This is a genomic window from Candidatus Nitrosopumilus sp. bin_6a (assembly GCF_054095695.1).
Genome location: NZ_JBSWSR010000001.1, coordinates 97,015 through 114,549 on the forward strand (window position 1 = coordinate 97,015; position 17,535 = coordinate 114,549).

The 17,535-nt window shown below is 33.2% G+C and carries 28 protein-coding genes; 13 read left to right on the forward strand and 15 right to left on the reverse strand.

What is annotated here, in order from left to right; genetic code table 11:
• The first annotated feature begins 6 nt into the window (after nt 1-6).
• Nucleotides 7-1,029: a phosphoribosylformylglycinamidine cyclo-ligase gene (gene purM / locus ACW9XA_RS00560; RefSeq protein ID WP_457762513.1), complete on the forward strand. Its 1,023-nt coding sequence runs from the start codon at nt 7-9 to the stop codon at nt 1,027-1,029.
• Nucleotides 1,030-1,066: 37 nt separating this feature from the next.
• On the opposite strand, the gene ACW9XA_RS00565 is transcribed toward purM, so the two are convergent.
• Genes ACW9XA_RS00565 through ACW9XA_RS00580 form a run of 4 tightly spaced genes read right to left on the reverse strand, consistent with a single transcriptional unit; the run spans nt 1,067 to nt 2,589 of the window.
• Nucleotides 1,067-1,504, reverse strand: a complete 438-nt coding sequence (locus tag ACW9XA_RS00565) for a universal stress protein (protein ID WP_457762514.1) — start codon at nt 1,502-1,504, stop codon at nt 1,067-1,069.
• A 1-nt stretch (nt 1,505) separates the two neighbouring features.
• Nucleotides 1,506-1,973 carry a universal stress protein gene (locus tag ACW9XA_RS00570; protein ID WP_457762515.1) on the reverse strand — a complete coding sequence of 156 codons (468 nt, stop codon included), beginning with the start codon at nt 1,971-1,973 and terminating at the stop codon, nt 1,506-1,508.
• A 47-nt stretch (nt 1,974-2,020) separates the two neighbouring features.
• Nucleotides 2,021-2,401, reverse strand: a complete 381-nt coding sequence (locus ACW9XA_RS00575) for a hypothetical protein (protein ID WP_457762516.1) — start codon at nt 2,399-2,401, stop codon at nt 2,021-2,023.
• 50 nt (nt 2,402-2,451) lie between these two features.
• Complete coding sequence (locus ACW9XA_RS00580; RefSeq protein ID WP_457762517.1) at nt 2,452-2,589, reverse strand: hypothetical protein; 138 nt, start codon at nt 2,587-2,589, stop codon at nt 2,452-2,454.
• Between the two features lie 178 nt (nt 2,590-2,767).
• Between ACW9XA_RS00580 and ACW9XA_RS00585 the strand changes: the two genes are divergently transcribed.
• From ACW9XA_RS00585 to ACW9XA_RS00610, 6 genes are all read left to right on the forward strand, one after another.
• The gene (locus ACW9XA_RS00585; RefSeq protein ID WP_457762518.1) at nt 2,768-4,012 is read left to right on the forward strand and encodes a cation:proton antiporter; all 1,245 of its coding nucleotides are present in this window, start codon (nt 2,768-2,770) and stop codon (nt 4,010-4,012) included.
• Nucleotides 4,013-4,085: 73 nt separating this feature from the next.
• Nucleotides 4,086-4,679, forward strand: coding sequence for a DUF6659 family protein (locus tag ACW9XA_RS00590; RefSeq protein ID WP_457762519.1), 594 nt, complete (start codon nt 4,086-4,088; stop codon nt 4,677-4,679).
• A gap of 56 nt (nt 4,680-4,735) precedes the next feature.
• Nucleotides 4,736-6,319, forward strand: coding sequence for a tRNA uridine(34) 5-carboxymethylaminomethyl modification radical SAM/GNAT enzyme Elp3 (locus tag ACW9XA_RS00595; RefSeq protein WP_457762520.1), 1,584 nt, complete (start codon nt 4,736-4,738; stop codon nt 6,317-6,319).
• Between the two features lie 8 nt (nt 6,320-6,327).
• Nucleotides 6,328-7,917 carry a lysine--tRNA ligase gene (lysS, locus tag ACW9XA_RS00600; protein ID WP_457762521.1) on the forward strand — a complete coding sequence of 530 codons (1,590 nt, stop codon included), beginning with the start codon at nt 6,328-6,330 and terminating at the stop codon, nt 7,915-7,917.
• Between the two features lie 2 nt (nt 7,918-7,919).
• Nucleotides 7,920-8,120: a hypothetical protein gene (locus tag ACW9XA_RS00605; protein ID WP_457762522.1), complete on the forward strand. Its 201-nt coding sequence runs from the start codon at nt 7,920-7,922 to the stop codon at nt 8,118-8,120.
• Nucleotides 8,121-8,157: 37 nt separating this feature from the next.
• Nucleotides 8,158-8,937: a DNA repair protein gene (locus tag ACW9XA_RS00610; protein ID WP_457762523.1), complete on the forward strand. Its 780-nt coding sequence runs from the start codon at nt 8,158-8,160 to the stop codon at nt 8,935-8,937.
• Here ACW9XA_RS00610 and ACW9XA_RS00615 read toward each other — a convergent pair.
• A complete protein-coding gene (locus tag ACW9XA_RS00615; RefSeq protein WP_457762844.1) occupies nt 8,932-9,378 on the reverse strand; it encodes a pyridoxamine 5'-phosphate oxidase family protein in 447 nt (148 codons plus the stop codon). The genes ACW9XA_RS00610 and ACW9XA_RS00615 overlap by 6 nt on opposite strands.
• Nucleotides 9,379-9,593: 215 nt before the next feature.
• Here ACW9XA_RS00615 and ACW9XA_RS00620 point away from each other — a divergent pair, with 215 nt between their 5' ends.
• From ACW9XA_RS00620 to ACW9XA_RS00630, 3 genes are read left to right on the forward strand one after another with little or no spacing between them, the layout of a single operon-like run.
• Nucleotides 9,594-9,734, forward strand: a complete 141-nt coding sequence (locus tag ACW9XA_RS00620; protein ID WP_457762524.1) for a hypothetical protein — start codon at nt 9,594-9,596, stop codon at nt 9,732-9,734.
• 27 nt (nt 9,735-9,761) lie between these two features.
• Nucleotides 9,762-10,061, forward strand: coding sequence for a hypothetical protein (locus tag ACW9XA_RS00625; RefSeq protein WP_457762525.1), 300 nt, complete (start codon nt 9,762-9,764; stop codon nt 10,059-10,061).
• Nucleotides 10,062-10,095: 34 nt separating this feature from the next.
• Complete coding sequence (locus tag ACW9XA_RS00630; RefSeq protein ID WP_014964780.1) at nt 10,096-10,269, forward strand: hypothetical protein; 174 nt, start codon at nt 10,096-10,098, stop codon at nt 10,267-10,269.
• Nucleotides 10,270-10,271: 2 nt separating this feature from the next.
• Here ACW9XA_RS00630 and ACW9XA_RS00635 read toward each other — a convergent pair whose 3' ends face one another.
• From ACW9XA_RS00635 to ACW9XA_RS00655, 5 genes are all read right to left on the reverse strand, one after another.
• The gene (locus ACW9XA_RS00635) at nt 10,272-10,604 is read right to left on the reverse strand and encodes a hypothetical protein (RefSeq protein ID WP_457762526.1); all 333 of its coding nucleotides are present in this window, start codon (nt 10,602-10,604) and stop codon (nt 10,272-10,274) included.
• A gap of 48 nt (nt 10,605-10,652) precedes the next feature.
• A complete protein-coding gene (locus tag ACW9XA_RS00640) occupies nt 10,653-11,168 on the reverse strand; it encodes a ferritin (protein WP_457762527.1) in 516 nt (171 codons plus the stop codon).
• A 240-nt stretch (nt 11,169-11,408) separates the two neighbouring features.
• The gene (locus ACW9XA_RS00645) at nt 11,409-12,716 is read right to left on the reverse strand and encodes an NRAMP family divalent metal transporter (protein ID WP_457762528.1); all 1,308 of its coding nucleotides are present in this window, start codon (nt 12,714-12,716) and stop codon (nt 11,409-11,411) included.
• On the reverse strand, nt 12,688-13,053 hold the full coding sequence (locus ACW9XA_RS00650; protein WP_457762529.1) for a carbonic anhydrase: 366 nt from the start codon (nt 13,051-13,053) through the stop codon (nt 12,688-12,690). Before ACW9XA_RS00650 ends, ACW9XA_RS00645 begins: the two co-directional genes overlap by 29 nt.
• Nucleotides 13,054-13,082: 29 nt before the next feature.
• Nucleotides 13,083-13,637: a DNA-3-methyladenine glycosylase I gene (locus ACW9XA_RS00655; RefSeq protein WP_457762530.1), complete on the reverse strand. Its 555-nt coding sequence runs from the start codon at nt 13,635-13,637 to the stop codon at nt 13,083-13,085.
• Nucleotides 13,638-13,685: 48 nt separating this feature from the next.
• Here ACW9XA_RS00655 and ACW9XA_RS00660 point away from each other — a divergent pair, with 48 nt between their 5' ends.
• A complete protein-coding gene (locus ACW9XA_RS00660) occupies nt 13,686-14,111 on the forward strand; it encodes a hypothetical protein (RefSeq protein ID WP_457762531.1) in 426 nt (141 codons plus the stop codon).
• Here the strand turns inward: ACW9XA_RS00660 and ACW9XA_RS00665 are convergent, their stop codons facing one another.
• The 4 genes from ACW9XA_RS00665 to ACW9XA_RS00680 form a co-directional block, all read right to left on the reverse strand.
• On the reverse strand, nt 14,112-14,504 hold the full coding sequence (locus tag ACW9XA_RS00665; protein ID WP_457762532.1) for a CBS domain-containing protein: 393 nt from the start codon (nt 14,502-14,504) through the stop codon (nt 14,112-14,114).
• A 60-nt stretch (nt 14,505-14,564) separates the two neighbouring features.
• The gene (locus tag ACW9XA_RS00670; protein WP_457762845.1) at nt 14,565-14,852 is read right to left on the reverse strand and encodes a dienelactone hydrolase family protein; all 288 of its coding nucleotides are present in this window, start codon (nt 14,850-14,852) and stop codon (nt 14,565-14,567) included.
• A 44-nt stretch (nt 14,853-14,896) separates the two neighbouring features.
• Nucleotides 14,897-15,394 carry a hypothetical protein gene (locus tag ACW9XA_RS00675; RefSeq protein WP_457762533.1) on the reverse strand — a complete coding sequence of 166 codons (498 nt, stop codon included), beginning with the start codon at nt 15,392-15,394 and terminating at the stop codon, nt 14,897-14,899.
• A 74-nt stretch (nt 15,395-15,468) separates the two neighbouring features.
• A complete protein-coding gene (locus ACW9XA_RS00680) occupies nt 15,469-15,888 on the reverse strand; it encodes a hypothetical protein (RefSeq protein WP_300325850.1) in 420 nt (139 codons plus the stop codon).
• Nucleotides 15,889-16,038: 150 nt separating this feature from the next.
• Between ACW9XA_RS00680 and ACW9XA_RS00685 the strand changes: the two genes are divergently transcribed.
• Nucleotides 16,039-16,761, forward strand: coding sequence for a proteasome assembly chaperone family protein (locus ACW9XA_RS00685; protein ID WP_457762534.1), 723 nt, complete (start codon nt 16,039-16,041; stop codon nt 16,759-16,761).
• 4 nt (nt 16,762-16,765) lie between these two features.
• Complete coding sequence (locus ACW9XA_RS00690) at nt 16,766-17,149, forward strand: Hsp20/alpha crystallin family protein (RefSeq protein ID WP_457762535.1); 384 nt, start codon at nt 16,766-16,768, stop codon at nt 17,147-17,149.
• Between the two features lie 16 nt (nt 17,150-17,165).
• Here ACW9XA_RS00690 and ACW9XA_RS00695 read toward each other — a convergent pair whose 3' ends face one another.
• Nucleotides 17,166-17,528 carry a hypothetical protein gene (locus ACW9XA_RS00695; protein WP_457762536.1) on the reverse strand — a complete coding sequence of 121 codons (363 nt, stop codon included), beginning with the start codon at nt 17,526-17,528 and terminating at the stop codon, nt 17,166-17,168.
• Nucleotides 17,529-17,535 lie beyond the last annotated feature (7 nt).

Genomic DNA, 17,535 nt, shown 5'->3' on the forward strand with positions numbered 1-17,535 from the left:
CAAACTATGGCTTTAACCTACAAAAAAGCAGGAGTAGATATTTCTAAAATCAAACAAAGCCAAAAGGCGATAGGCAAATTAATTGCATCAACTCACAAACTTCAGAAAAAAGCAAAGATGACACATGGTTTTGGTCATTATGCAGGAATCGTAGAAATTCCAGGAGGAAAACTATTAGCAACACATACTGACGGCGTTGGAACCAAAGTAGTAATTGCAAATATGATGAAAAAATACAACACAATAGGTATTGATTGTGTTGCAATGAATGTAAACGACATAATCTGTATTGGAGCAACCCCAATTTCATTTGTGGATTATATTGCTGCAAACAAAAACGATGTGACGATATTCAAAAAAATTGTGGAAGGATTAGTAACAGGTGCAAAAAAATCAGCAATGCCAATCGTCGGAGGAGAAACAGCAATCATGCCAGATGTGATAGAAGGTAAAGGATTTGCATTTGATTTGGCAGGAATGGTGGTAGGACTGTTGGAAAAAAAAGAGATGGTTCTTGGAAATAAAATCAAAGCAGGAGATGTAATTATTGGAGCAGATAGTTCAGGGATTCATTCAAACGGATACTCACTTGCAAGAAAAGCACTACTTTCAAAATATTCTGTCAAGGACAAAGTCAAAGGAGTAGGAATCATAGGAGACGCATTACTCAAACCTACAGAAATCTATACCAACCCAGTTCTCGAAATTAATCAAAAATGTAAAATCAATGGATTTGCACATATTACAGGAGGGGCATTTACCAAACTATTACGCCTCAAAAACATAGGCTATGAAATAGACTCTTTGCCAAAAATTCCACCAATCATGGGACTCGTTGAAGAACAAGGAGTAAAACCAGAAGAAATGTACAAGACGTTTAACATGGGTGTAGGATTTTGTGTAGTAGCACCAAAAGACCAAACAAGTAAAATCAAATCAATATTCAAAAAACACAAGATATCAAGTCAGGAGATAGGACAAATCATTTCCAAAAAAGGGGTTTTTGTAAATTCAATAAAAATTGCCTAAGTTAATCAAACTATCATTCATTAAAAAATAAGCAGAATTAATTCAAAATCAAAACTGCGCCGCGGAAATTCTTGGAAACATCTTCGATAGTGCTAGGATAATGCATTTTTTCGTATTTTATTTTGTTTCTCATTCCCATAATTATCAAATCAACCCCATGTTTTTCTGCATATTCGAGAATAGCATGTGCAGCTATATCATTTTTAATAATTTTAAACACAGGAGACACATCATACTTTTTTGCATATTTTTCAAGAGTAAGATGATTATTCACCACAGATTTCTGTTCTTTTTCCAATTCCTGCTTGTCAGTTTTAGTTTTGAATAGTCCAAAAGTAGAACGTTCCTCTATACATGTTAAAACAGTAATTTTTGATCGTATGACTTTAGATAACATTACAGCTTTTTTGAATGCTTTTTGACTTCCGGCACACCCGTTATATGGTACTAAAATATGATCAAATGTTTCAGTCATCTTATTTTCCTATATCTAACAACAAAATAGGACATGTTGTACTCTCAACGATTTTTCGTGAAACACTACCAAGAGTTAACAATTTTTTAAGACCTTTCAGTTTTCTTCTCTTTGCCATAACAACAAGATCAGCATTTTCTTTTTTTATTGCTTGAAGAATTTCTTCAGAGGCGTAACCAATAATCACCTTCAAACGGGCTTTAACCCCATTTTCTTTACAAATCTGTATTCGTTTTTCCATTTCAGGAATCATTTCTTGTCTAATTTCTTCATTAGCAGATTTGATATCTTTGAATAGTCTTTTTCGTTCAGATGAGGACAGTGCAAATGATGGAGGATGCTGAATTTCTTCAACTACATGCAACAACACAATATCAGAGGATGAAGACTTCGCAATAAACATAGCATGCTCTAGAGCTATATCCCCACCGCCAGTGCCAGCATGAGGGACAAGAATTGTCTTATACATAGAAACCAATTTTATTCATGATAAATAAACCTAAGAGTAGTTTATCATTAGTGCCTATGAATAATATCAAATTTGGTTTTCTTTGAAGTTAGAGATTTTGCAACAGGGATTATTTTATCAGCTAATTGTCTTATTTCTCGCTCAGATTTTTCAGGATATTTTATGTGAAGACATTCATGATATAATGTATTTACAGTTTCAACTTTAGGTTCTGATGCAAGATGAGGGTTTAGCCATATGGTGCCACACTCTTTGATACACTCGGCCCAAACTTCATGGGGTTTGATATTATTTTTATAGACATAGTTTGAAAAATGTTTTCGATCATAAACGAGTACTGGTTGGATTTTCATTTTTAGTATGTTTTCAAAGGCATTAAGCAGTGTTTGATGCCATTCCCTATCATTTGCAGAAAATTTGAATTTCATATCAAAATATCTCATCTAGCATTAAAAATATTTGTCATTCAATAGAGATTCTAGACATCGTCGATTACTACAGTGTCAAAATTGCCCCCATCACAGTGAGGACAGCTTGTTATGATAGATACACCAGTTTTTTTAGCAAATACATTTCCACAAGATTTGCAAACACGTAATTCACTCAAATTGATCATAAATGTAATTGAACAGACTGCTAAATAAGATATGAGGCCAATTCCATATTCAGAGATCGTGTTGTATAGGCTGGATTTTCAGTTTTTGTAATTAAAATTATTACTAATACCCCAATAAAATAATTTTCAACACAATATCACCTTATATGACAGATTTCCTAGCATTAATTAGGAAAAGATGGCAGAGGCACAATTTATTGAAACCATTATCGGGGTAGGCATTCTCCTTTTTGCAGCCAAATTAATGGCAGAGCTTTTCCTGAGATTGAAATTACCAATTGTGTTAGGAGAATTGCTAGCAGGGATGATCGTAGGACCATTTGCACTAGGAGCATTCTTCGTAGTAGATGGAAGACAGCTACTTCACATCAATGACGAAATCAAAATCCTTGGAGAAATGGGAGCAATTGTTATTTTGTTTATGGCAGGATTAGAAATGACACCAAAGGAATTTCTCAAAGGAGGAAAAGCATCATTTACAGTCGGGACATTAGGTGTAGTAGTTCCATTCTTTGCAGGGCTTGCAGTATTTCAGATGTTTGGATTTGACGCATTACAATCAATGCTTATTGCAACAGCACTTACAGCTACCAGTATTGCAATATCAATTCAGGTTCTAAGTGAATTTGGAAAAATCAAAGCACCAGAAGCTAGATTGATCATAGGTGCAGCAGTAGTAGATGACATTTTAGCAATTGCAGTATTATCAGTCGTATCATCAATTGCAGGATCCGATGGAGGTGTAGATAACATCGATATTTCAGAGATAATGATTACAATTTTACAAGTATTAGGATTCTTTGCAATAATGTTAGTGGTAGCAGTGGTCGTAATCCCAAAAATAATCACTCCAAGATTATGGAAAGCAAAAGGGAGTGTTGAAGGTATTGCCACTGCGTCGTTCTTCGGGGCAGCAGCACTTGCAGGATCCATAGGCCTGTCACCAATTGTAGGAGCGTTTGCTGTTGGTATGGCCCTTTCTACTACCAAAGTATTTGAAAAGGTAGAGAACTATGTTGGAAAAATAGGATTGATTTTTGCACCATTATTCTTTGCAATTATTGGAGCACAAGTAGACCTAAGAGCAGTAGATTTGAATATTTTGATGTTAAGCGGAGTGATAATTGTTGTTGCAATTGTTACAAAGTTATTTGGATGTGGATTACCTGCAATGTTCTTCTTGAAAAACAAAGCACAGGGAATGAGAGTGGGAATAGGAATGATTTCAAGAGGAGAAGTCGGATTAATTGTTGCGGGAGTAGGAGTCACAGCAGGAATTCTCACATCAGAAGTATATTCCACAATTGTAATCATGGTAGCAGTAACCACAATCATCACACCAATTTGGTTAAAAATGGAATACCGGAAAGAACAGAAAAGTGGAGATAGTTCATCAAAAGAAATAGAACAAAAACCAGAATGAGTAGAAAACATCTTAAATTATATACGAAAATTATTGCAAAAAGACAAGCATATGGAAATAACGGGTGAAAAAATTGACTGTTGACTATGAAGAACTAACAAAACAAGTTCTCAATATGCAGCCAGAGATAAAATTTGCAGCAGTGGTAAATGTCAAAGGAGAGATTGTTCATGGAGGATACAAAGAAAATGTAGAGCAATTACTAACTGGAGACAATAGCAAAATGTCAATTCATTATGCCATACAAAAGAGAGACATCTATACGAATTTAGCATATAAGATAGGTAAAGAAAAATCAGCAATTACTGAATTTGAAAAAGCAATAATCATTAGTGTTCCAATAAGCTCTAATGAATTATTTTTGGTTCGTACAGATAAAGGGGTAGATTATTTAAAAATAGTCGATTTCATACAATCAAAATTAAATCCTCAAAAATACATTCATGAGGAAATTAAGGTCATCCAAGAAGAAATTGAAGAATTAAAAAATATTAAAGAAAATATGAAGCCAGCTAAAAAGACAGTAGCAAAGAAAAAGCCAGCTAAAAAGACAGTAGCAAAGAAAAAGCCAGCTAAAAAGACAGTAGCAAAGAAAAAGCCAGCTAAAAAGACAGTAGCAAAGAAAAAGCCAGCTAACTCAAAAGGAAAAATAGTTAGGCGTAGATAGTTATCATTTATGCCAAATTATTTAACGAATTTATGTCCAAAACAGTATAACTATTCATGAATAATCTAGACCCTGTTGTATCCAAAGCATGTGACGAGATTACAAAAAATTTGCTTACAATTCAAGAACCTAGTAAAAAACAAGTAAAAGAAGAAATTATAAAAATTTGCACAAAATATTCACTTGAAAGAATTCCTAGAAATTATGAAATTCTATCAATGGCAAAAAAAGGAGATTTTGATAAATTAAAAAAAGTATTGTTAAGAAAACCTGCCAAAACAGCATCAGGGGTATCAGTAGTTGCACTAATGCCAAAACCATATGCATGTCCACACGGACGTTGTACATATTGCCCAGGAGGAATTGAATTTAATTCACCAAACAGTTACACAGGAAAAGAACCATCATCACTAAACGCAATAGAAAACAAATTTGATCCTAAATTACAAATCACATCAAAAATTGAAAAACTGATTGCATTTGGACATGATCCATCCAAAATGGAAATAGTGATTGTGGGAGGAACATTTCTCTTCATGCCAAAAGATTATCAAAAAGAATTCATCAAATCATGTTATGATGCGCTTAACGGAACAGACTCAAAAGATTTGGAAGAGGCAAAATCAAACAATGAACATGCATCGATAAGAAACGTAGGATTTACAATTGAAACAAAGCCAGATTATTGTAAAAAAGAACATGTTGATCTAATGTTAAGCTACGGAATTACAAGAATAGAGATCGGCGTTCAATCATTACAAGAAAGGGTTTATGAAATAGTCAACAGAGGTCATAATTATAACGATGTGGTGGAATCATTTCAAATTTCAAAAGATGCAGGGTACAAAATTGTCGCACATATGATGCCAGGATTACCAACGATGACACCAGAAGGAGACATTGCAGATTTTAAAAAATTATTTTCAGATCCACAATTACGTCCAGACATGTTGAAGATTTATCCTTCACTTGTAATCGAAAATACACCGCTCTATGAAGAATACAAACAAGGAAGATACACCCCATATTCTGATGAAGCCATGATCAAAGTTCTAACTGAAGCTAAAAAAGATATTCCAAAATGGGTAAGGATTATGAGAGTTCAAAGAGAAATATCACCTAAAGAGATCATCGCAGGTCCCAAATCAGGCAATTTAAGACAAATTGTGCATCAGAATCTTGCCAAACTAGGATTATCCTGTAAATGTATCAGATGTAGAGAGGCAGGGTTATCAAATAGAAAATCAAACAACGAAGTAAAACTAAACCGAATTGATTACGATTCATCAGGAGGAAAAGAAGTATTCTTGTCTTATGAGGACAAAAATGAATCGATTTATGGATTTTTGAGATTACGAAAACCCAGTGCTGACGCACATAGAGATGAAATTGATCAAGACACATGCATTGTGAGGGAAATTCATGTTTATGGAAAATCATTGAAGATTGGAGAAAAAGGAGAAGACGAGATTCAACATTCAGGATTAGGAAAGAATTTGATGAAAGAAGCTGAGAAAATATCTAAAGAAGAATTCGATGCAAAAAAAATTCTAGTAATCAGTGCTGTAGGTACAAGAGAATATTATCAAAAATTAGGGTATTCGTTATATGGGCCATACATGTCCAAATCGTTGAACTAGTGAGAAAAATGACAGAGCAAGACATCATAGGGAAAGGAACGTGGATTGACAAGTTAGCTTCAGAATTATTAGAACGTGAAAAGGCTCTTGGAAGAAACACTGAACTTTTAAGAGTAGAAAGTGGTTTGGGAGCATCTGGAATTCCACATATTGGAAGCTTAGGTGATGCAGTTAGAGCATACGGAGTAAAACTTGCACTGGAAAACCTAGGATACAAGTCAGAATTAATTGCTTATTCAGATGACCTGGACGGATTAAGAAAAATTCCAGAAGGCATGCAAGAGTTTGGATTAGAAGAACATATTGCAAAACCAGTATCACTCATCCCGGATCCTTACGGTTGTCATGACTCCTACGGAATGCACATGAGCAGTATTCTATTAGAAGGATTAGACAAGGTTGGAATAAAATACGAATTTAGAAGAGCAGTTGACACATACAAACAAGGATTACTAAAAGATCAAATCCACATAATATTACAAAATAGCACAAAAATCGGAGACAAAATTTCAGAATTAGTAGGACAGGAAAAATATCAGAAATATTTACCATATTTTCCAGTTTGTGCAAATTGTAATCATCTTTACACAGCAGAAGCTACAGAGTATATTTCAGATGAAAGGAAAGTAAAGTACTCATGTCATGATACAGAAATTGGTTCAAAAAAAGTCAAAGGGTGTGGCCATGTAGGCGAGGCAGATATTGAAAAAGACCTTGGAAAATTAGCTTGGAAAGTAGAGTTTGCTGCAAGATGGACTGCATTTGATATCAGATTTGAAGCATATGGGAAAGACATAATGGATTCAGTTAAAGTGAATGACTGGGTTGCAGATGAAATTTTAGGATTTCCACATCCACATCATGTAAAATATGAAATGTTTCTAGATAAAGGAGGAAAAAAGATTTCAAAATCACTTGGCAATGTAATTACTGCCCAAAAATGGTTAGAGTTTGGAAGTCCAAAATCAATTCTGTTATTACTATACAAAAGGATTACAGGTGCAAGAGAATTGGGATTTGACGACATCCCATCTTTAATGGCAGAATATAACGAACTCGAAGACATTTACTTTGGACGAATCAAAGTAGATAACCAAGCAAAATTGATAAAATCAAAAGGGCTTTACGAATATGTAAATCTACTAAACCCACCAAAACAATCAAGCACACATGTAAACTATAGACTAGTAGTAGAATTAGCAAAGATCTTCAAAGAAAATAGAGGTGAGAGAGTGATGAAGAAACTCCTAGATTACGGAGTAATAAAAAATCCGGAACCTGAAATAGAAAAACTCATTGAGCTTGGAGGTAACTATTCAGATGAATTTGATGAGCAAGAAAAAACTCAAGTTGATTTAGATGACACGACAAAGAAGGCATTGAAATTGCTAGTAGACGAATTAGGAGGAGATAAAGAACTAGAAGATATTCAAAATACGATATACCAAATTGCAAAATCAAATGATGTGCAACCAAAAGATTTCTTTAAAATATTATACCAAATAATATTGGGAACTTCAAGAGGGCCTAAAATAGGACCGTTCATTTCAGATATAGGAAGAAAACAAGTAGCAAAAACACTTTCAGAATATACATAATCATGGTTCACGGAGAGCACAACAGATCAAAGAACAGCGGAGGATTTGCATTAATCATCCTAGGAGCATTGTTGTTATTTCTTGCCCCACAGGAAGGCACAGTCAAAGCAGGGTTAGGCACAATTGCATGGATATCTGGAATTGCTATCGGAAGTATCGGGTTTTACCTGAAATTCTTTAGATGGAAGATAAAGAAAGCATAAAGATAGGTTCATCTTTTGGAGAAAAACGGATAGAGATATGGGATTTTTTGGTAAAAAGAAAGTAGAAGAAATAGAAGATGCAAGTGAAGCAGTCACACTCAAAACAGAACTTGAATCAGAGGTAGAAAACCTACAAAAAGAATTCAGAGAAAAACAACAAGAATTAGACAAAATTACTCAAAAAATATCTTCAGTAAAAGAAGAGTATGATTCCATGGTAGGCAATTTAATGCTGGTAAAAAAAGAGATCAATCAAAAAAATATGGAATTGGATATCATCAAGCGAGAATACAGAGAAACCAAAGAGAAAAATAAAAAGGCAGAATTAATTAAAGATGCAGAATCAATCAATAAATTCAAAATAACCGAAGGAGAACATTCTAAAATCAAAGAAGAGTTGGAAGAATTCACAAAAAAATATGAGGAGTTAAAAGAACAAATTGTACAAGAACAATCAACACTACACAACATCAGAAAACAACAAGTTGAAGTTGAAAAAGAGTTAGAGGAAGCAAATTCTAGATTATACAATGCAAAAGATGAATTAGATAAGAAAGACACATTTGAAGATACGAGTATTTTGACTCCTTCAGAAAAAGAATTCATCGGCATAAACAATGAAAACCAAAAAAGCTCTGCAGGAATTATTGAAGCTGCAAGTGCAGTTGTAGGATCATTAAAATCAAAGCTCAATATCACACAAAAGGAATTAGAAACAGTTCAAACATTATTAGAAAAAGAAAGAGAAGGACATGAAAATACAAAAAAAGAACTGGAAAAATTAAAACAAAATATTAATTCAGTGAAAGAATCATAGATTTGCAAAATGTTTTTGCCATTTTGATCTAATCTCTTCTTCTGAAATACCCATATCATACAAGGGAGATGTCACATCAGACACATTTGAAACAGCAACTAGAACAATGGAATTTATCTTGCTTTTGACTCCATTTTGTCTATAATGGTTTAGAATTTTTGCATATACATATTCGTCCTCAACTATACTAGCTTTTCCTTGAAACAGAAACCCTTTACGTGAAAGAGGATCAATGACATTAATTTCAACATCAGGGTGTTCTTTTAGATTTTTTATAGTGTCAGGGGAACGAATATCTGCAAAAGCTAATGTTTCTGAATCCCATCCAATCAAAGTACCTTTTGGAGAGATATTTGGCCTGCCATCAGGTGAAACAGTAGCAACATAGGCAAGTTTTTGCAAATTAAGAAAATCTTTGATGTTCTCAGTAATCACAAACATCATTCTAAGATAGAGGATATTTAGTTTTGACAGTTATCGCATGAATTCAGCCATCTCTATAGAGAAGAAAAAAAATGCAATCCCACCGCCAATTATTGCAATCCAGGCAGCAATCTGTTTAATTTTTGACATTTGAAAAGAATTCCTCAAACTCATTATTGAATCTAATTGCTTACCCCAGACTATTATAATTAGAAAGATGAAGAGTAATCACAGTGGCAAGCATCAAAGATATCGGAAAATTTTTCTTATTCATAATAACAGGACTTGTTGCCATAATTGTAGGTTCGTTTATGGTTAGAGGCACAATGCATATGTGGGACAAGCCTGGGGAAAACAAAGACAAAAAAGACTAAAGCAAACCTCAACAAAGAGAATTCAATTTGTTACAAGATTCAACAATTAGGAAATCACTTGATCAATACATCAAGAGAAGGATTCAAGAAATACCTTCAGAAATAAAACAGACATTTCCATCAATTAAACAAATTTGGAAGTGTGAAAATGAGATTGATTTTCTTTACGGATACTATGTTGGAAAAATCGAGGAAGGATCCTTGCATTATTTACTCAAAGCAACACGCGCTTCAGTTGGAGGATATGTAGATACCTTTGAAATTAGAGGCATCATTGAAACACATAAGAAAGATTTGCAAGACAAGATAAAGTCTGTGATCAATTAGTGAAGTAGAAATAGAACCTCGATTCAATAAAAACATGGTAGGTCCAAAAGACGGAGGATTTGGTTTTGATCAATCAAAAAAATACACAACAGTAGATAATCTTGATGAAATTTGTGTACAGTGTCAAGCAGGACAGCATAAAAAATGTCTAAAAAAATCAAAAGAACAAGATGTTTGTGAATGTGAACATTGTATGATTTATGGATGAAATCAAAGTCCAGATAATTCATGTTCTAGTTTCTGAATTTCTTTTTGATATGAATCAGAAACACTTTGTGCAAATTCTTTATGGGCAGATATAATTGCAGATAATGCTTGTTTGTATTCAGAATGATCTTTCTTTAAAACATCACAAGATTCAAGGGAGGTAATGTGTCCTGTGACTGTCGCCATTGCTCCTTTTTGAGTAAATTTTACAATTCCTCCAAATGCATCAATTTGCATGTATCCTGATTCGGCCTTACACTTGTAGGTAACACGGCCGGTTTCAGTATTGAATAATTGAGTAATGCCACCAGGCTTTCTTGTTACAGTTACAGTCATGACGGTATTGAAAATAATGTGGTATTAATTATTTTAGAAAAAAAGATTCTAAGCAGGAGCATCAGCAGGAGTTATAGCATCAGCTGCCAGTATCTTATCTATTTCATTAATTGCAAGCTTGTCTCGTCCAATTAGATCAAACTTTTGTATCAAAGTTTCAAACTTTGTTTCTTCTTGAACTTGTTCATTTACAAACCATTCCAAGAAGACAGATGTTGAATGATCCTTTTCCTTTTGTGCAATTTCAACCATCTTGTGGATTGCTGCAGTAACCAACTGTTCGCTGTTCAAGGCAGTCTTTAAGATAGATTCCAAAGACTTGAAATTACTTGCAGGTAACTTTGTTGAAGGAATGATTGCCTGCACTCCGAGATTATTCAGATAGTGAACAATCTTGAGCATATGTGTTCTTTCCTCATCAGATTGGGCATAAAAGAAACTAGCTCCTCCTTCATATCCAGTGATTTCACACCAGGATGCCATAGAAAGATAGCTGTTTGATGCGTTTGCCTCTAATGCGATTTGATTGTTTAGTGCATTTTCCATGTTTTTTGAAATTTTCATGATGTTCAGTTTTACTTGACTTTCTCTGTTAAAATAACTTTCTACAACTCATTGTTAAGGAGCACTAGTAAAGCATCAACATAAGAAGAATTGAATCCAATCAGAGCATAAACCATTATTTTACATTATTTTCCATGATCCAAAATGTTTGAACATGAACACATAGAGAATAAGCCAGTTTCACATTAAAGCGAAACTGGAAAAAAATCTTGTAAAAAATCAGCATGTAATAACAAAGAATCATAATGAAAATAAATTAAATTTTAACATTGCAAATATTGTTGCAAATCCAACAAGGAAAATAATTCCAGAAATACTGAGAATCTTTAATCCTAAAGAAGGATGATGGTTTTCATCAAGATATTTTCCAGTCACTAATCTAAAATTAAAAACTGCAATTATCGGGGCAATTACAAAAGATAAAACAGTTGCAAAATCTACCAGTTCTTTTAGATTATTTCCAAATTGAAAAATCACCAAAAGAGAACCTACAGAAATCAAAAGTAAGAAAAACACATAGAATGTACGAAATCTTGTGCGTATTTTTTCCTCTTTGTTTGTAAAAATCAATTCAATAGTTCTTTGTAAAGAACGAGAATATCCATCAAAAACTGCAATGATCGTTCCAAACATCACAGTAAATGCAGAAGCTGCAATGATAATGTAACTCCAATCCCCAATCGTATCAGTGTACAACGTAACAATCTCATGTGCAAATAGAGAATTGTTATTAGGTAATTCTTCACCAGAGCCATAAAAAATGAAAGACCCAAGTACAACAAACATGACTGCAAGAATCCCCGTAATTAGATATGCAAGTCTAAATTCAAACAAAGTTTCTTTTAGTTTTGGTTTGTAGTTTGTTTGCTTTATCCTTTCCAATGTCCATAAGCTATTCCAGCTTGATAGATCAACTGCTGTTGGCATCCATCCCATCAATGCAAGCAAGAAAAAGATTCCAGAAACATCCCAGAGATCTTTTGGCTCAAAACCAGATATTGGAGATATTGGTCCGTTATACAATGCAAGTAAAAATGCTGAAACAGTAGACACTAACAAAACAATGGCAACAATTTTAATCAGACTATCAAGTAGGTTATATTTTCCAATTGCTAAAATTCCAACACATACTGCAAACAAAATAATCACAGTCCACTCCCCAAGAAAATCAATGCCAAAAAGATTTTCAAAAAATCCTGCAGTCACAAACCCTACAGCGCCAGTTACAAAAAACATAGATGAAACAGTAAGCAAAAAGTATAACCATAATGCAGGCCTTCCAAGTTGTTTGTATCCATCAATGATACTTGTTTGTGTAGAGTTTGCATAACGAGAACCATATTCAAAGAAAGGATATTTGAGTAAAGTAACCAATACAACAAACCCCAACATCATCAAGCCAAAATCTGCTCCAGCCCTAGTCGATTGCACCAAATGAGACACACCTATTGCTGTACATGCAAATAATATTCCAGGTCCAGCAGTCTTAGAAAATTGAGATAGTTTTGAATTCATTCTTTTATACGGTGTTAACATTCCATGAACCATCGACCCATACACCGATGACTTTGGCATTCAAATTCCATGAAGAAATTACTTGCACCGTATTTTTGATTTGAGCAATATGTTCTTCATCAGACACAGGATTTGCAGCACAATCATAATGGCCAGAGACCACAACTAATTCAGATTTGTGAGCATTGATTGAAATCCCAACTTTATTTTTGACGGATTCAAGAACATTTATGATATTTTTGTCTACACCAGGTTCAGTTATGGTGTCTACATAGTCTACAGAGAAATTTTCCTTTATCCAAGTGTTCAAAGGGATTTGAATTCGTCCATCCATGCAAGACACAGATGTTGCAAATTTTCCTTCTGCCATGATTTTATAGAATTATCCCGGTTTAAAAATTATTTTTTATACAAAAAGCATTCAGAAGTATGGTCATTTACCATTCCAATTGCTTGCATAAAGGCATAGCAAATAGTAGGGCCTACAAAGTTAAAACCTCTTTTTTTTAGATCTAGGCTTAATTTTTCAGAAATTTCAGTAGAAGGAGGGATATCAGATAATTTCTTGAATTTGTTTTTGACGGGTTTGTTATTTACAAAAGCCCACAAGTATTTGTCAAATGAGCCAAATTCCTCTTGGATCTTAAGAAACATTTGTGCATTGTTTATTGCAGAAGAAATTTTCAGTTTATTTCGTATTATTGATTCGTCATGAAGCAGTTTTTCCACATGTTTTTGGGTGAATTTTGACACTCTTTTAGCATCAAAATTAGAAAATGCATCCCTATAGCCATCCCTGCGTTTGAGAATAGTAGTCCAAGAAAGGCCAGCTTGTGCACCTTCCAATATCAAAAACTCAAATAGTTTTTGATCATCGTGTTCTGGAATTCCCCATTCAGTGTCATGATATGTGATATTTGGCTCATCTTTTGCCCATTGACATCTTTTTTTCATAGTTTGATTTATGAGATGAATCAAAATAACAGTTACCGTAGAGAATACATGAAGCTAAATCCACAATTATTACAAATTAACAGAAATTTTCTCATATGTTTTGTAATTTCAGCATCATTATCTGCAATTGCATCGCAGTTATTAGCAGACCAAGAGAATTATCTCAATACAACAATCACGATTGTTATTGGATATGTAATTTATTTTGGTATTTTTTCAGTGTTATTTTACTGGGACAACATAGAACGGTATAGATCCATGAAATCAAATTTAATTAAAAAAGAATTACTGGCTTTGATTTCATCATTTGGAGTTGGTGAAATAATATATCTTGGAATACGTTGGCCCACATTGTATTATTTTCTTGAGGTTGGAATAGAGCCATATCAAGCATCTTTAATTTCTGAAGTGATATCTACAGGATGTTATATGGCATCAGTTACAATATTTCTTAGAAAAACAAAAACATTCTAATTATTTTGTCAATTGTGTAACTAAATCTGTAGAAGTAAGAATTCCTACAATCTTCCCATTTTCAGTAACTGCAAGTTTTCTAATTTTTTTACTAGTCATTCTTTCTGCTGCACTAGAAATTGGTTCATTATGATTGATAGTAATCAAAGGGGAAGACATTATTTTCCCCACAGGAGAATCAAAGGGTAAATTGTTTGCAGCTACTCTTGTTGCAAAGTCTCTATCAGTTACAATTCCTACAGGATTACCATTATCTTGTACAAATACTGCTCCGATGCCACTTTCTGCCATCATTTTTGCAACTTGCAATGCAGTAGTATATAATTTCACTGTGATTAATGCCCTAGTCATAACATCTTGGACTAGCAAAGAATTGAAATCAGATTTATCCATTATTTTCATAAGAAATTGCAATATTTAAGATATTCATAAAAAATTTGGTCTCTTTAAAGATTATTTGAGATTAGAATCCAAAAAAGAAATAGTTTGAGCCCATGCATCTTTTGATGCTTCAGGAGCAAATCGTTCCCCAGAAGGATTAGCAAAAGCATGATCAACTCCATCATAGATGAGAATTTGATTTTCTACACCAGCTTGGTTCAGTGCAGATTCAAATGCATTTACTGATTCAATAGGAATTCCTTTGTCTAATTCTGCAAATACACCAAGAACAGGCCAATCAATCACAGACAAAGTTTCAGGGTCAGATATAACTGAACCAAAATTATCTACATGTGTTATTTGTAAGAAGTATTAAAAGATAATCTCAAAATTAGAGAACAAAACTAGATTTTAGATAGGATTTTTTTCTTTTTTTCTTGAAATTCTTTATTCGTGATAATCCCTGCTTTTTGTAAATCTCCAAGTTTTTTTAACAAATCAAGATCTTTGTTAGATGAAGATTTGAGAGTAGATTTTGTTTTATTTTTTAGTCTAGAGCCAAGAATACTACCTTTGGTGGCAATTTTTCCGCTTATACTATAGCCTTTTTTCTTTGCATGTTCAAAAATCTCTTCAGATTTTTGTCGTGTAACGTCATCAACTAATTTGTGTTTTTTTGCCATTGTACCTAATTCTTTAGTTTTCTTTTTTGCAAGACGTGTTTGCAATTTTAAATCCTTTATGATCTCATTTTTGGTTTTTCGTTTGAATCGTCTTGTATATTCTTCAAGTACTAGAATTGGAAAGGGGCTATATTCCACATCAAGATAATACTTGATTATTGTATCATCAGGTAATTTTTCTAGGTATTCTTTGATGGATTTTTCAGATTTTAATTCCATAGTATTATCTTGTTGTTTACTCATAAAAAGATTCAAAATATTCATTCATAACCAAAATAAGCGAGTGTAGAAATTTATTTTTCAATTGCATGTTTGTCTAAAACACCAATACACTCGTTTAAGACAGAATTATCAGAAATCGCCTCAGTTTCAGGCAGATTAAACTCTAGAATTAATTGTTGGTCATATTCTACCAAATCATTTCTATAAGTAGTACAAGCAGAACGAAGCAATCTCCAATAGTAATATCCTTTATTCATCTCGTTGTGGACTTGCTCATGTTCCAATGCCAAAATACGAGCAAGGTTTTCATAATCTTTTTTATAATTATCGAATTTTTCTTTCACAATTTGAGGTAATTCCTGATACCAATCACGGCCCTCATTTGTTTTCTCAACATTGTTAATTTTTTGTAATTGATATGCAACGGAGTCAGTTAGGATGTCTAAAATATCATTTTTTTCAAGCAGTTCCATTAATTCAGGATTAATCATATAGAGTGTAAAAAAGATGCAAAATTAAGCGTATTGTTTTGTCTATTAGACATTCAGGAAAAATGATCTAAACAGATTTGAGAAATATGCGATATTCAATTTTGATAATCGAGGTTTTCTTTTAATGTTGATTAGTATGAAAAACAAAACATGAAAATTGCAAAGCCAGATACACTAGAAAATACACTGCTCATAGGGTTTCCCAGCAATGGTCTTGTAGGAACATTTTCTATTTCGTATCTTATTCATCATCTCAAAATGAAACAAATCGGGGAAATTGAGGTCCCAGATCTTACTCCAACGTTATTTGTCGAGGGAGGAGAAATTCTAGCACCAATTAGAGTTTACAATAAAAATAACATTTTCATAATAATTTCAGATGTTCCATTTAATCAATATTTGGCAGAAGGATTTGCACTTGCAGTTTTGGAATTTTGTAAAAAAAATGCAATAAAAAAGATAATGATGGTTAGTGGAATGGAGACAATAAACCAACAAAAAGAGTCTCCAAAAATTTATGGATTAGTTACGCATTCAACATTAGATAACATACTTTACAATAATCAAATTCCAAAATTTTTGGATGGATCTATTTTTGGAACCGATGCTGCAATAATGTCAGTGTTCAGAAAAACGACAATTCCAGCATTAGTTTTGTATGCAGAATGTCACCCATTTTTTCCGGATCCTGAAGCATCTGTTGTTGCCATAGTAACACTTGCAAAAATTTTAGATATAGAAGTAGATACAAGAGATATTCAAAATAGAATAGAAAAACTTAGAATTCAACATAGAAGATTAATGGAAGAAACACTACGAGCAATACAACAGCAACAGGGGAAGGAAACAAGAGTCCCACAAATATACAAGTGATAATATGGAAGACAATTATTTGAGATTCAGAATTACACCCCCAATAATTAGTTCATTATTTGATGATATAGAACATAAAACATTATCACCACTTTCATGTTTAAGGGAATTTGATAACCATTGGATGGTAGAATTTGATCTTCCAATGGTTGGAAAAAAAGACATCAAAGTAAGTTTTGATGGAAACTATGTTAACGTAGAAGCAAAACTCAAACAAAAATATTCAGAGGAGAAATTAGGAACCATTACAAAATTTGAATATTTTAAAAAATCAATCTCATTGCCTGAAAAAATTGACAGCAAAAAAGCCACAGCAAAATTTCAAAAAGGAAGATTAGAAATAAAAATTCCAAAGAGAATAGCAGGTAATTCGATTAAAATTAATTGAAATTAATTAAAAATATCTAATTTTGATTTTTGTAGTATAGACTAATCACCTGATCAACTACGACATCAGTATCACAATCTTTTTCAGTACTTACAAGAAGCAAATGATCATCTCCAAGATAAAATGAAAAACGTTTTACTTTATCATATTCGGCCAAAGTGTATTTTGTTTTTCCAAGCCACTTCGACATATCTTTACGTGCTTTCCAATCAAGTGTGCAAATATTGACTAGTTCATTTTCAGCATGTGGAGAAAGCAAGTTTTCCACACCATCTCTCATCCCACCCCCAATCTTATTTGCCCATTCGTCATAGACTGTTGCAAATCGAATTTTAGGTTCTGCATCTAAAATTTGAGAGCAAAATTTGTCATAATCCAATGAATCT

What these genes read in the sequence shown, in the direction of transcription:
- purM (WP_457762513.1), top strand. Translation starts at nt 7, where the DNA reads ATGGCTTTAACCTACAAAAAAGCAGGAGTAGATATTTCTAAAATCAAA.
- ACW9XA_RS00565 (WP_457762514.1), bottom strand. Translation starts at nt 1,504, where the DNA reads ATGACTGAAACATTTGATCATATTTTAGTACCATATAACGGGTGTGCC.
- ACW9XA_RS00570 (WP_457762515.1), bottom strand. Translation starts at nt 1,973, where the DNA reads ATGTATAAGACAATTCTTGTCCCTCATGCTGGCACTGGCGGTGGGGAT.
- ACW9XA_RS00575 (WP_457762516.1), bottom strand. Translation starts at nt 2,401, where the DNA reads ATGAAATTCAAATTTTCTGCAAATGATAGGGAATGGCATCAAACACTG.
- ACW9XA_RS00580 (WP_457762517.1), bottom strand. Translation starts at nt 2,589, where the DNA reads ATGATCAATTTGAGTGAATTACGTGTTTGCAAATCTTGTGGAAATGTA.
- ACW9XA_RS00585 (WP_457762518.1), top strand. Translation starts at nt 2,768, where the DNA reads ATGGCAGAGGCACAATTTATTGAAACCATTATCGGGGTAGGCATTCTC.
- ACW9XA_RS00595 (WP_457762520.1), top strand. Translation starts at nt 4,736, where the DNA reads ATGAATAATCTAGACCCTGTTGTATCCAAAGCATGTGACGAGATTACA.
- lysS (WP_457762521.1), top strand. Translation starts at nt 6,328, where the DNA reads ATGACAGAGCAAGACATCATAGGGAAAGGAACGTGGATTGACAAGTTA.
- ACW9XA_RS00605 (WP_457762522.1), top strand. Translation starts at nt 7,920, where the DNA reads ATGGTTCACGGAGAGCACAACAGATCAAAGAACAGCGGAGGATTTGCA.
- ACW9XA_RS00610 (WP_457762523.1), top strand. Translation starts at nt 8,158, where the DNA reads ATGGGATTTTTTGGTAAAAAGAAAGTAGAAGAAATAGAAGATGCAAGT.
- ACW9XA_RS00615 (WP_457762844.1), bottom strand. Translation starts at nt 9,378, where the DNA reads ATGTTTGTGATTACTGAGAACATCAAAGATTTTCTTAATTTGCAAAAA.
- ACW9XA_RS00630 (WP_014964780.1), top strand. Translation starts at nt 10,096, where the DNA reads ATGGTAGGTCCAAAAGACGGAGGATTTGGTTTTGATCAATCAAAAAAA.
- ACW9XA_RS00635 (WP_457762526.1), bottom strand. Translation starts at nt 10,604, where the DNA reads ATGACTGTAACTGTAACAAGAAAGCCTGGTGGCATTACTCAATTATTC.
- ACW9XA_RS00640 (WP_457762527.1), bottom strand. Translation starts at nt 11,168, where the DNA reads ATGAAAATTTCAAAAAACATGGAAAATGCACTAAACAATCAAATCGCA.
- ACW9XA_RS00645 (WP_457762528.1), bottom strand. Translation starts at nt 12,716, where the DNA reads ATGGTTCATGGAATGTTAACACCGTATAAAAGAATGAATTCAAAACTA.
- ACW9XA_RS00650 (WP_457762529.1), bottom strand. Translation starts at nt 13,053, where the DNA reads ATGGCAGAAGGAAAATTTGCAACATCTGTGTCTTGCATGGATGGACGA.
- ACW9XA_RS00655 (WP_457762530.1), bottom strand. Translation starts at nt 13,637, where the DNA reads ATGAAAAAAAGATGTCAATGGGCAAAAGATGAGCCAAATATCACATAT.
- ACW9XA_RS00660 (WP_457762531.1), top strand. Translation starts at nt 13,686, where the DNA reads ATGAAGCTAAATCCACAATTATTACAAATTAACAGAAATTTTCTCATA.
- ACW9XA_RS00665 (WP_457762532.1), bottom strand. Translation starts at nt 14,504, where the DNA reads ATGGATAAATCTGATTTCAATTCTTTGCTAGTCCAAGATGTTATGACT.
- ACW9XA_RS00675 (WP_457762533.1), bottom strand. Translation starts at nt 15,394, where the DNA reads ATGGAATTAAAATCTGAAAAATCCATCAAAGAATACCTAGAAAAATTA.
- ACW9XA_RS00680 (WP_300325850.1), bottom strand. Translation starts at nt 15,888, where the DNA reads ATGATTAATCCTGAATTAATGGAACTGCTTGAAAAAAATGATATTTTA.
- ACW9XA_RS00685 (WP_457762534.1), top strand. Translation starts at nt 16,039, where the DNA reads ATGAAAATTGCAAAGCCAGATACACTAGAAAATACACTGCTCATAGGG.
- ACW9XA_RS00690 (WP_457762535.1), top strand. Translation starts at nt 16,766, where the DNA reads ATGGAAGACAATTATTTGAGATTCAGAATTACACCCCCAATAATTAGT.